This is a genomic window from Exiguobacterium artemiae, assembly GCF_033342815.1.
Lineage (GTDB): Bacteria > Bacillota > Bacilli > Exiguobacteriales > Exiguobacteriaceae > Exiguobacterium_A > Exiguobacterium_A artemiae_A.
This window is the reverse complement of sequence record NZ_JAWPEN010000003.1, coordinates 210,689-223,313: the sequence shown is the minus strand read 5'-3', so window position 1 is coordinate 223,313 and position 12,625 is coordinate 210,689. Positions and strand designations below refer to the sequence as shown.

The 12,625-nt window shown below is 47.5% G+C and carries 11 protein-coding genes; all 11 read left to right on the top strand.

Going from position 1 to position 12,625, the window contains the following annotated elements:
• Positions 1-2: 2 nt before the first annotated feature.
• Positions 3-389 (top strand): cell division protein FtsL, encoded by a 387-nt coding sequence (gene ftsL / locus R7V76_RS05375; protein WP_012370836.1) that lies wholly within the window; start codon positions 3-5, stop codon positions 387-389.
• Positions 386-2,524 (top strand): penicillin-binding protein, encoded by a 2,139-nt coding sequence (locus tag R7V76_RS05370; protein ID WP_318091524.1) that lies wholly within the window; start codon positions 386-388, stop codon positions 2,522-2,524. The genes ftsL and R7V76_RS05370 overlap by 4 nt, the downstream gene beginning before the upstream one ends.
• A gap of 104 nt (positions 2,525-2,628) precedes the next feature.
• Positions 2,629-3,948, top strand: coding sequence for a UDP-N-acetylmuramoyl-tripeptide--D-alanyl-D-alanine ligase (locus R7V76_RS05365; protein ID WP_318091523.1), 1,320 nt, complete (start codon positions 2,629-2,631; stop codon positions 3,946-3,948).
• 22 nt (positions 3,949-3,970) lie between these two features.
• On the top strand, positions 3,971-4,933 hold the full coding sequence (gene mraY, locus R7V76_RS05360) for a phospho-N-acetylmuramoyl-pentapeptide-transferase (RefSeq protein WP_012370833.1): 963 nt from the start codon (positions 3,971-3,973) through the stop codon (positions 4,931-4,933).
• A 36-nt stretch (positions 4,934-4,969) separates the two neighbouring features.
• Positions 4,970-6,316 carry a UDP-N-acetylmuramoyl-L-alanine--D-glutamate ligase gene (murD, locus tag R7V76_RS05355; RefSeq protein WP_318091522.1) on the top strand — a complete coding sequence of 449 codons (1,347 nt, stop codon included), beginning with the start codon at positions 4,970-4,972 and terminating at the stop codon, positions 6,314-6,316.
• A complete protein-coding gene (gene murG / locus R7V76_RS05350) occupies positions 6,313-7,407 on the top strand; it encodes an undecaprenyldiphospho-muramoylpentapeptide beta-N-acetylglucosaminyltransferase (RefSeq protein ID WP_318091521.1) in 1,095 nt (364 codons plus the stop codon). Before murD ends, murG begins: the two co-directional genes overlap by 4 nt.
• A 61-nt stretch (positions 7,408-7,468) precedes the next feature.
• Positions 7,469-8,248, top strand: coding sequence for a cell division protein FtsQ/DivIB (locus tag R7V76_RS05345; protein ID WP_012370830.1), 780 nt, complete (start codon positions 7,469-7,471; stop codon positions 8,246-8,248).
• Positions 8,249-8,477: 229 nt separating this feature from the next.
• On the top strand, positions 8,478-9,782 hold the full coding sequence (gene ftsA / locus R7V76_RS05340; RefSeq protein ID WP_290827028.1) for a cell division protein FtsA: 1,305 nt from the start codon (positions 8,478-8,480) through the stop codon (positions 9,780-9,782).
• A gap of 39 nt (positions 9,783-9,821) precedes the next feature.
• Complete coding sequence (gene ftsZ / locus R7V76_RS05335; RefSeq protein WP_012370828.1) at positions 9,822-10,982, top strand: cell division protein FtsZ; 1,161 nt, start codon at positions 9,822-9,824, stop codon at positions 10,980-10,982.
• 82 nt (positions 10,983-11,064) lie between these two features.
• Positions 11,065-11,841, top strand: coding sequence for a peptidoglycan editing factor PgeF (gene pgeF / locus R7V76_RS05330; RefSeq protein ID WP_214763710.1), 777 nt, complete (start codon positions 11,065-11,067; stop codon positions 11,839-11,841).
• Positions 11,828-12,499, top strand: a complete 672-nt coding sequence (locus tag R7V76_RS05325) for a YggS family pyridoxal phosphate-dependent enzyme (protein WP_290828917.1) — start codon at positions 11,828-11,830, stop codon at positions 12,497-12,499. The genes pgeF and R7V76_RS05325 overlap by 14 nt, the downstream gene beginning before the upstream one ends.
• Positions 12,500-12,625 lie beyond the last annotated feature (126 nt).

Sequence of the window (12,625 nt, the reverse complement as noted above, 5' to 3'; positions counted from 1 at the left end):
AAATGGCAGAACCACTTCGTAAACCGATGCAATCCATGGAACCTGTTCGGCAGCAACCTATCCAAGAACCACGTAAGACGGAAGATATCGCACGTCGTGTTGCGGTTCGTCCAAAATATCGTTTGTATCCATTTGAAAAGTTTTTGTACAGTGCGATGATTGGCGGAATTGTCCTCTTTGGCAGTGTGACGATTGGTGCTCATAACGAAGCCTACAATGTCAGCCGCGATCTCGCGAAAGAAAACCAAGTGACACAAGAGATGAAAAAAGAGAATGAACGTCTTCAACTTGAAGTGACCAACTTAAGCTCTCCAGAACGCATTTACAAGATTGCGAAAGAACAAGGTCTTGATATGCGAAAAGGGAACATTAAGGTGATTCCTAAATGAATCCACTATCTAAATCCCGACGGAGAGTAGCCTTTGTCATGTTGATATTTGCTGCTCTCTTTTTGGTGTTCATTTCACGCTTTTTATACTTATCGACGACAAAAAAATTCCACGGAGAAGACATGTTGGTCTACGCGGAAAAAAAACGTTGGGAGTCGCAATCGACATTATCGGCAGAACGTGGAGAAATCTTTGACCGGCTCGGTTCACCGATTGCGATCAACATCCCGTCCTATCACTTAGTGGCAATCTACCGGTTGGGCGGAGTGAAGGATCCGGACGAGACAGTGGTCGATTTCAAGAAAACAGCGACCGGACTGGCGCCGATTTTAGGCATGTCGGTGAAAGAGCTGGAAACTTATCTGATTGAAAACAAAGATCGGTCTCAAATCGAATTCGGTAAAAAAGGGAACGACTTGACGGTTGATCAAAAAGAACAGATCGATCGGTTGAAGTTGCCCGGAATTCGATTAATCGAGGAACCGAAACGCTATTATCCGAACGGGATTTTCCTGTCGGATACGCTAGGATTCGTCCAAAAAATTACAGAAGATAACGGACGGGTCGTCTTAAAAGGACAGATGGGCATCGAAAAACAATACGATGAGGCCTTACGTGAATCATTTGGCTCCCGTGTCTTTGAAAAAGATCGCAGTGGCGGAGAGTTGGTTCAAGGTACGTCAAAAATCTCAAATGAGCCGAAAGACGGATCCAATCTGTATCTGACGATTGATCACCGGATTCAGCAAGCGCTTGAGAAGCAGATGCAGAAGATGTACAACGAATACAAACCGAAAAATGCGACCGGAATCGTCATGGACGCCAAAACAGGTGAAATTTTGGCAATGACGGATCGTCCGTCATTTAACCCGAATTTACGTGATATGACGGATTTTACGAACTTTGCCGTCTCGTCTCGTTTTGAACCCGGATCGACGATGAAGATTTTCACGTTGGCTGCTGCCATCGATGCAGGGGTCTTCCGTCCGAACGAACCTTATAAATCAGGAAGTTACAATTACAAGGGGACCGTCATTAAAGACTACAATGATGTCGGCTGGGGAACGATTCCGATGATTGAAGGGGTTTATCATTCCTCAAATGTCATGTTCTCGATTCTGACGGCTGAAAAGCTTGGAATCGAGCGCTATAAAGACTATTTCAAGAAGTTTCATTTCGATCAAAAAACGGGTATAGACATCTCGGGTGAAGTCAACAGTCAATCTGATTTGTCAAAACCGCTGAATACGCTGATTACATCGTGGGGACAATCGACGGCGGTAACGCCGATGCAAATTCTCCAAGGGGCGACAGCGATTGCCGGAAACGGTGAAATGGTCAAACCGCATATTATCCAAAAAGCGGACCATACGGACAAAGCGCCGTATAAAGCCAAGACAGAAGTAGTCGGAAAACCGATTTCCGCGGAAGCGGCCAAAGCGACCCGGGAAGCACTGGACGGTGTCGTCAACAGTAAAATCGGAACCGGACAGATGTACAAGCTGAAAGATTACCGTGTCATCGGGAAAACAGGGACGGCCCAGATTTCCGAGAACGGAAAATACATCCAAGGACAGTTCATCCACTCCTTTATCGGAATGGCGCCAAAGGATGATCCGGAATTGATCATGTATATCGCGGTCGATCGGCCGTCGAAAAATGAATCGTCGGTTTCCGGTCCAAGCATCATGAGTCCTGTCTTCAAAAGTGTCATGAATACAGCATTACAGTATCGAAGCATTAAACCAGCGACTCAAAAAGAGTCGGTGGATGTCAAAGCGAAAATCATTCCGAGCTACATCGGGAAAAGTATGAATCAGGCGGAAGAGATGGCGAAAGAGCAAGGTGCCGTACCGGTCGTGTTAGGTGACGGGGTCGAAGTCGTCTCCCAAATTCCGACCCGCGGACAGGAATTCGTCAGCGGGGAACGTGTCCTCTTCAAAACAGGACGGACGTTTAAGATGCCTGATATCACCGGGTGGTCACAACGGGATGTCAAAAAGCTTGTCAGTCTCTATGATTTAAAGTTAGACGTGATTGGTAAAGGTTTTGTAACCAAACAATCGGCGCGAACTGGTACACTAGTGAAAGAAAATGGAAAGCTGACGGTGGAACTCGCTGAACCAAAAGAGTAAGAAACAGCGGTCTCCTGATTTCTGCAGTGAAACGAGGACGGACCGGAGTCATTCGTTGACTTCTGTTCGTCCTCGTTTTCTGTAATCGAGTGGAGGAAATAGTGATGGTGACAATTGCACAGATTGCCCAGTGGCTGGGACTAGAAGAAACCGATACACGGGCTTTAAGAAATTTTGCGACAGATTCAAGAAGTACGCTGACAGAAGGATTGTATATCCCGATCCAGGGAGCACGCGTCGACGGACATACGTTCATCGAGGGAGCAGTTGCTCAAGGGGCCATCGCCACGTTGTGGAAAAAAGGTATTCCGCTTCCGGAGATGGATATCACGGTTCTTGAAGTCGAAGATCCGTTACAAGCGTTACAAATCATCGCTCGACGTTATTTACAACAAGTGGCACCGAAAGTCATCGCCATTACAGGATCAAACGGAAAGACCTCAACGAAAGACATGATTGAAAGTGTCTTGAAACAGTCATTTCGAACGCACAAAACGGCAGGGAACTTTAATTCGGATATCGGAATGCCTTTGACGATCTTGATGATGCCGATCGAGACGGAAGTCGCCGTTCTTGAAATGGGGATGAACGGGTTTGGGGATATCGAGCTGTTATCGAATCTTGCCGAACCGGATATCGCACTCGTGACGAACATTGGGGAGTCCCATGCCGAGCAAGTCGGCGGACGAACTGGAATCGCTCAAGCTAAACTGGAGATTCGCTCAGGCTTAAAACCGAACGGTCATCTCTTCGTAGATGGCGACGAGCCGTTGTTAGGAGAAGTGCCGGCTGAACGGATCGGATATCATGCGACCAATACGTACGTCATCGAACAGGCGGAAGCGACGTTCATCGGAACGACGTTTAAATTTGACGGGACGACGTTCAGCATACCGGTCCTCGGTAAGCATCAAGTCCGGAATGCAGCGTACGCGATTGCGACAGCAAAAGCACTGGGTCTTACCGATGAGGTCATCCAGGCAGGATTGAATGACGTACAATTGACACCGATGCGGATGGAACGTTTAATGTACGGTCAAACAGCCATCATCAACGATGCCTACAATGCCAGTCCGACATCGATGAATGCGGCGATTGAAACGATTGCAACGCTCGACGGATTTACGAATAAGGTCGTTGTCCTCGGTGATATGTATGAACTCGGTCAACAGGAACGTCTGTTGCATGCCTCTGTCGGGAAGAAGATTGCACTTCCTGTATCCCATGCTATCCTTGTAGGGGGGAAAGGGCGTTATATCGCGGATGGAATTGCAGATCCGACCGTCCAAGTCCAATTTGCGGACACGGTCGAAGAGGCAGCTCGTCTGCTCAAACCTTTGCTCGGCCAGCAAACCGTTGTTTTGTTGAAAGCATCGCGTGGACTGGCACTGGAACAAATTTTTACATTTCTAAATGAAACTTAATCCTTAAAAGTAGGTGTTTGCAATGATCACATTATTCATCAGTTTAATTATTGCGTTTTTGGTTGTCGTCCTCGTGATGCCAAAAGCGATTCCTTTTTTACACAGTCTTAAATTCGGTCAAGAGATTCGCGAAGAAGGTCCGGATTGGCACCAAGTGAAATCCGGGACGCCGACAATGGGTGGAATCGTCATATTGCTGGCGATGATCGGCAGCCTGCTTGTGCTCTTGGTAATGGGAGATCTGGACCGGAGCCATCTGTCGTTGTTGTTCTTGACGCTTGCTTACGGAGCAATCGGTTTTATCGATGACTATATCAAAGTCGTTAAAAAACGTAATCTTGGTTTAAACTCAAAACAAAAATTAATCGGACAAATTGTCGTTGGTCTCTTGTTCGTCTGGTTGAGCGGCGGATTTTCGAGTCAAGCTACGTACCTGGCGATTCCTTTTACGACATGGTCGATTGACTTCGGTATTTTGTATCCGCTCGTCGCGTTATTCTGGCTCGTCGGATTCTCGAATGCGGTCAATCTGACGGACGGACTGGACGGACTCGTATCCTTTACGGCGATTCCGACATTCCTGTTCTTTGGTCTTTACGGTTGGTTTATCGCGGATGAGCCGGGAGTTGCCTTGTTTGCCTTTTCAGCTGTCGGTGCGTTGATCGGATTCCTTGTGTTTAATGTCTATCCGGCTAAAATCTTCATGGGCGATACGGGATCACTGGCTTTAGGAGCGGCGCTTGCCGGTTTATCGATCTTATTGAAACTGGAATTACTGTTAGTACTGATCGGCATTGTATTCGTTGTCGAGACATTATCGGTCATCCTGCAGGTTATTTCCTTCAAGACGACAGGAAAACGGATCTTTAAAATGAGTCCGATTCACCACCATTTCGAAATGGTCGGGTGGAGTGAATGGCGGATCGTTGGAACGTTTGCTTCGATTAGCTTAATCGTGGCGTTAATTGCCTATCTGTTCGTGTAATTGAAATTCGTGGTCAAGAAAGTGAGCGATTTAATGATGAAGAGTTCTGAGCTGGAGAAGAAAAAAGTATTGGTCCTTGGGACTGCGAAAAGCGGAATTGCGGCAGCGACTTATCTTGTGAAGGCAGGCGCTGTCGTGACAGTGAACGATGGTGGGACGCCTTCGGAAAATGACGTCCAAACGCTTGAATCCTTGAAGGTCGAGACCCTCTTCGGAAGTCATCCGTTATCCTTGCTGGATGGAACAGACTTAATCGTAAAAAATCCAGGGATCCCTTATCAGATTCCGTTGTTACAGAAAGCGCTGGAGCTTGGTATCCCGGTTTGGACGGAAGTGGAACTGGCTTATCGTTCTACAAAAGCGGACTGGGTGGCGATTACAGGATCAAACGGCAAGACAACGACGACGACGCTCGTTCATGAATTATTGAAAAGGGGATCAAAACGAGTTCATCTGGCGGGGAACATCGGTTTCCCGGCAGTTGAGGTTGCCCAGCAGGCAGAAGCAGGCGATGTCATCGTCATCGAGCTGTCCAGTTTTCAATTGATGGGTATCGAATCCTTCCGTCCAGTCAGTGCGGCGTTCCTGAACCTGTCGCCGGCTCATCTTGATTACCACGGGGATGTCACATCTTATGCGGCAGCCAAAGCACGGATCTTTTCAAACATGGATGAAGCCGGACGACTGGTCGTCAATGCGGACGACGAGGAGGTCATGCGCCTGAGCGAAACAGCGGCAGCTGAACGGTTGACGTTCTCACGTCGCCAAGATGCGTATGCACACATCGAAAACGATATGATTTTTGTCGGTCAGACAGAAATTCTCCCGGTCCGTGAGCTGGCGCTCGGCGGTGGTCATAACCTCGAAAACGTCCTGGCTGCCTTGACATTGATTGAACCGTTCGGGATTTCCCTGACAGCAATTCAAGACGTCTTGCGGACGTTTGGCGGAGTAGCACACCGGACAGAATACATCGGTGAGTTTGCCGGACGAAAAGTCTACAATGATTCAAAAGCCACGAACAACGTTGCAACGGAAGCAGCATTGTCCGGTTTTCAATCGTCGATCATCTGGATTTGCGGCGGACTCGAACGCGGTGCAGATTTAACGCCGTTGAAAAGTGCGATGACCCATGTCAAACATGTCATCGGACTCGGGGAGACCGGTCAACGCTTCGCCGATTTAGCGGGCGAGCAACAGATCGCCTCGACGGTGACGCGTGAGATGGAAGAAGCCGTTTCCACGGCATTTGATGTTTCGAAGCCCGGGGATATCATTTTACTGTCTCCGGCATCGGCCAGTTGGGACCAATACAAAACGTACGAAGAACGCGGCGAACACTTCATCCGTTCTGTCCAAAAAGTAGGGGGGATGACGAAATGAGAATCGTAGTTTCAGGTGGAGGCACAGGTGGACATATCTATCCGGCGTTGGCGATGATTCGAGAAATTGAACGTCGGACGCCATGCGAAGTGTTGTACATCGGAACGGAGAACGGACTCGAAGCGGATATCGTCCGCCGAGCGGGTATTCCTTTCGAATCGATTGAAATTTCGGGGATCCGCCGTTCCTTGTCGTTTGAAAACGTCAAGACCGGTTTCCGCTTTTTAAAAAGTGTTGTCCGCGTCCGGAAGCTGCTGCGCGACTTCCAACCGGATATCGTCGTCGGAACGGGTGGTTTCGTCTGCGGTCCGGTTTTATACACGGCAGCGAAGATGGGATATAAGACGCTCGTCCATGAACAAAACAGTTTACCCGGAATCACGAATAAGTTCCTGGCGCGTTACGTCGACCGAGTAGCCTTGTCCTTTAAGGGATCTGGTCATCATTTCGGCAAAAATGAAGGGAAGACGATTTTAATCGGAAATCCCCGTGCTTCGGAAGTTGCGATGCTACAGATTGATCCAGTCGAAGAAAAACAAAAATACGGTTTTGAACAAGATCGCCCTCTGATTGTCGTGTACGGCGGCAGCCGGGGGGCACCAGCCATCAATAAAGCAGTCGTCGACATGATTCCCAAGCTGACAGAAACCGACTGGTCGTTATTGTTCGTCACGGGACAGGTGCACTACGAAGACATTCAGGCTCAGCTCGGCTCATTACCCGACCGGATTCAATTGCGTCCGTTCATTTATGATCTGCCGTTGATTTTAAAAGCGAGCCAACTGGTCATCTCGCGTTCCGGCGCAAGTACGTTAGCTGAATTGACGACGCTCGGTTTACCGAGCATCTTGATTCCAAGCCCGTATGTGACGGAAAATCATCAAGAAGTGAATGCTTCGTCACTCGTCGAGACAGGAGCCAGTCTGTTGATTCGGGAACCCGAGTTGACGGGAGACCGGTTGTTCGACGCTTGTACGAAAGCAATTGCCGATCAAGCGTACATGTCAAAAGCGTCACTTGCGCTTGGTATGCCAAATGCGGCAAGTGATCTGGTCGATGAATTATTACGGTTGATTCAGCAAAAAAACTAAAGCATTGCAGGAATAGACCGATAAGGTACTGAAATTAAACATAATGGAGGGAGAGGCTTACGTGAAGGAACAACAACCGGCCAGACAGCCGAAGATGGATGCGACTGTCCGCAGCTTAGAAGATAAAATTCCATATGTCCGTGAGCAGCGTCGGAAAAAGGCGAACCGGCGTTTAATCTATGTCCTCATCCTGATCGGTCTATTGATTGGTGTCGTCTTCTATCTTCAATCGAGTTTCTCGCGTGTCGCGACATTTGATGTCACCGGCACCGTGAACGTCAAGAAGGAAGACATCATTCAAGCATCACGTATTAAGGTGAAGGAGACACATGCTTTCAATGTGTCGGAAGAAGCCGTGTTGGAACGGATTGAAGATGTTCCGGGTATTCGCGAAGCGACGATGAAAAAAACGTTTTTACACCATTATGAAGTGGATGTCGTCGAAGAAAAAGAAATCGCGTATGCCAAAGACAAACCGGGTGCCCGGATCGTCTTAGCGGACGGAACGATTATTCCTGGAAAGTCGAAGGAAGAATTGTTTGATGCACCGATTCTAACCGGATTTACGGATCAGTCCTTGGAACGTCTGACAAAGGAACTCGTTAAAATCGAGCCGAAAGTCCGGAGCCGGATTTCGGAAATCGTAGCCAATGATCAGACCGACAAAGGCGGATTAAAGTTATTCATGACGGACGGAAATACCGTCTTATTGAGTACATCGGCTTTTTCTAACTCGTTGAATGAATATGTCAAAGTGATTTCCGCATTGCCAAAAGGTAAAACAGGAACGATCACGATTGATGGTGGTATCTATTTCAAACCATATAAAGGTAAAAAATAGTAAATAACATCCTGTATTAGATGGGTTTGACAAACGTTTGTTTTCATTAGTAGGAAAGCGGACACATCGTCATCAAATCGTAATCTATTAGATGGGTAAGTTAGACAATAACTTCTTTTCGTGAGGTTTTTTATAGTGTAGACTTAAACGAGAAGAAGATTGTCTCGATTCCTGTAAATATAAACAGGAACGACAGGATTAGTATTATGAAAGTGGAGGTGTCACTCCCATGGAAACGAAAGGTACGATTGCCGCACTAGATATTGGGACATCGGAAGTGAAACTCATCGTCGGTGAACTTCTAGGTGGAACACTGAATGTCTTAGCGGAAGGGTCTGCACCATCTGCAGGCGTCAAGCGAGGTGTCATCGTCGACATCGATCAAACAGTAAATGCCATTAAACAAGCGGTTGCAGAAGTGGAACGCACACTCGGCGAACCGATTGGTGAAGTATATGTAGCAATTTCCGGTGAGCACATCCAAGTCAAGGATTGCCAAGGGATGACATCAATCAAAGGGGAAGATAACGAAATCACGGATGATGATGTGAAGGATGTCCTTCATTCTGCCATGGTGATGCGGATTCCAAACGAATTGAGCGTTGTCGATGTGTTACCTAAAACGTTTACTGTCGATCAGCAGACGGAGATCACAGATCCACGTGGCATGATCGGTTATCGTTTAGAAGTGACAGGGAAGCTGATTATCGGAGCGAAGACGATTCTACATAGCATCAAACGTTCCATCGAACGAGCTGGTTTAGAACTTGCGGGGTATGTGCTGGAAAGCTTGGCCGTCTCACGAATTGCAGCTTCGATTGATGAATTGGAACTCGGTGTCGGAATCGTTGATATCGGACATGAAACGACCACTCTTTCAATTTACGAAAAAAATGATTTAGTGTACTCAACGACACTTTCGTATGGCGGAGATCATCTGACACGCGATTTGACGTATAAAATGAATTGTAAATACCAAGATGCCAAACTCGCCAAAGAAGAGTATGGTGTCGCACTGGAAGCACTCGGAGATCCGGAAGAGAAAGTCTCCTACGTGACGATTAACGGGGAACACCGTTTCGAACCACAGACGGAAATCGGTTTTGTACTGGAAGCCCGTCTGGAAGAGATTTTTGAAATGATCCAGAAACGAATGACACAAGCCGGATATGCACAAATGAACAGCGGCATCATTCTTTGTGGCGGCAGTTCTTCCTTACCAGGAATTGACCAACTCGGTAAGCGGATCTTTAAACAAAGCGTGAATGTGTATCAACCAGCCAGCTTAGGGATTCGTCATCCGAAGTATGCTGTCGCTGCCGGAATGTTACGCTACGTGCTGTCACGCAGTGCCGTTTCGAAGTCAGGGTTTGACCGTGCGGACGAAAAGGGAACAGCAGCACAAGGTCGCGAACAAGAAGAAATGTTTACACCTCCTTCAGCTCCTACGCGTGACGAAAATCGCGCACCGAAGGAACAGCCTCCAAAAGAGCGGAAGTCATTCAGCAGTTTCTTTGAGAAATTTTTCGGCTAAATAAAAAATTATCAGTAAAAAAAATAGGGGGCCCCTTTTATGTTGCATTTTGATGAAATGATGGACCAAGTAGCTAAAATCAAAGTCATCGGAGTAGGTGGCGGTGGTTCAAACGCTGTCAACCGAATGATTGAACATGGTGTCCAAGGCGTAGAATTCATCGCTGTCAATACGGATGCACAAGCTCTAAACATGTCACAGGCGGATGTAAAACTTCAACTGGGAGCAAAACTGACACGTGGTCTTGGTGCCGGAGCAAATCCGGAAATCGGTAAGAAAGCTGCCGAAGAAAGCCGCGAACAGTTGACAGAAATTCTATCTGGCGCCGATATGGTTTTCGTAACGGCAGGAATGGGTGGCGGTACCGGAACAGGTGCAGCACCAGTCATCGCTGAAATTTCTAAAGAAATCGGTGCGTTGACAGTAGGTGTCGTCACAAAACCTTTCATGTTCGAAGGCCGCAAACGGATGCAACATGCTGTTTCAGGCGTACAGAACTTTAAAGAAAAAGTTGATACACTCATCGTCATTCCGAATGATAAATTGCTTGAAATCGTCGATCGTAACACGCCGATGCTTGAAGCCTTCAAAGAAGCCGATAACGTGCTTCGTCAAGGTGTTCAGGGGATTACAGACTTAATCGCCGTTCCGGGTCTCATTAACTTGGACTTCGCGGATGTTAAAACGATCATGACGGAAAAAGGTTCAGCATTGATGGGTGTCGGTGTTGCAACGGGTGAACACCGTGCGACAGAAGCCGCGAAAAAAGCGATTTCGAGTCCATTGCTTGAAACATCAATCGAAGGTGCAAAAGGCGTCTTGATGAATATCACCGGTAGTGCGAACTTGAGCCTTTACGAAGTAACGGAAGCTGCTCAAATCGTTCAAAGCGCTGCGGACGAAGAAGTCAACTTAATCTTCGGATCAGTCATCAATGACAACTTGGAAGACGAAATCATTGTTACGGTCATCGCAACGGAATTTGAAAACGAGCCACTCGATTTTGAAATCCCGTCAGCACAAGAGATGATGAAAAACCTGCTCAAGAAAAAGCAGGCGTCGACACCATCACCGGTAGCTGAAGAACCTAAACCGCAAGTCGAAGAGACACCTATTAGCTCGAACCAAGAATCAGCAAAAGGGTCAGATGTCGAAGAGACGATGGATATTCCTTCTTTCCTTCGCCGGAATAATCGTTAATCCGATATTCCCGGGACACGACTGCTAGATCAAGAGGTGTCGCGTAAGCGACACCTCTTTTTTTAAAAAAGGATGGGATGAGATGTTTGGTCAATGGATAAAATGGGATACCCCGACAGGAACGGTCCGTGCAGCGTTTACGACAAAGTTTTCAGCACCTCACGGTCAAGGCAACTTAGGACTGCATGTAAAAGATGATCCGGAAGGTGTCATTAAAAATCGTGAAGTCATCGTGCGGCAACTGGATTTAGCTCTGGAAAACTCAGTATGGGCTGAACAGGTGCATGGCAATCATGTCGAGCAAGTAACGACCCTCGAGTCCGGTCGCGGAGCCGCAGATTACGAAACGGCAATCAAGGGTACAGACGGACTGGTGACAACGGATTCAAACGTTTTATTGATGATGCTGTTTGCAGACTGTGTGCCGCTCCTTTTCTGTGATCCGCGGACAGGCATCATTGCAAACGTTCACGCCGGCTGGCGCGGAACAGTTGCCAACATCGTCGAAGCCACATTGACAAAGATGGAACAAGCCGGTGCCGAACGTTCTTCGATTCAGATGGTGATCGGACCCTCGATCCGGGAATGTTGTTACGAAGTCGATGGTCCTGTTCTTGAGGCGGTTGACCAACTGAACTTGGAAGAGTCTCCTTATACTAAAAAAGAAGACGGAAAAGCTATGTTATCACTTCAAAAAACCAATGCCATGTTAGCCGAACGCAGTGGTGTCGGTGATGTGTTGGATACAGGAATCTGTACGAACTGCCAGGCGGAAGACTACTTCTCCTATCGTCATGGGGATCATGGTGGACGGTTTGCCAGTTTGATTGTAAAGGAGTCTCTCGATGTCAATTTCTGAAAATGTACAACAAGTCCGACAAAACATGAAACAGGCGTATGAAAAGACCGATCAAAAAAAGCAGGTACAATTGATCGGCGTGACGAAATCAGTGTCAAGTGAAGTGGCGGCGGAGTTGCTGGCGGCAGGCATAACGGCACTGGGTGAGAATCGTCCGGAAGGATTGACCGACAAACAAACGGTCTTAGGACGTGAGGCATGTGAGTGGCATTTTATCGGAACACTGCAGACCCGTAAAGTCCGGCAAGTCATTGATCGGATCGACGTGTTGCATTCCTTGGACCGGTTGCATCTCGCGGAAGAAATCAATAAACGTGCCAAGCAGCCAGTCGATTGTTTTGTACAAGTCAACGTTTCCGGTGAAGAATCCAAGCAGGGAATTGATCCGGGGGATGTCCACTCATTTTTGCATGAGGTGGGGCAATATCCGATGGTCCGTGTAATCGGGCTGATGACGATGGCTCCGTTGACGGAGGATGAACAAGTACTCCGTTCGGTTTTCCGTTCACTTCGTGTCTTGCGAGACGAAGTGGCAGCCCGTCATCTCCCGCATGCACCATGCACGGAATTGTCGATGGGGATGTCATCGGACTATCAGATTGCCATTGAAGAAGGCGCGACATATGTCCGAATCGGTACGACGTTAGTCCAGTCATAAATTGCCTAGATATACGAAAGGAGAATTGATATGGGATTCAAATCAAAAATGCAAAATCTATTTCTCGGTAATACAGACGATTTAGATGAACTCGAATATGAAAATGATGCTACAATAAATAAAGGT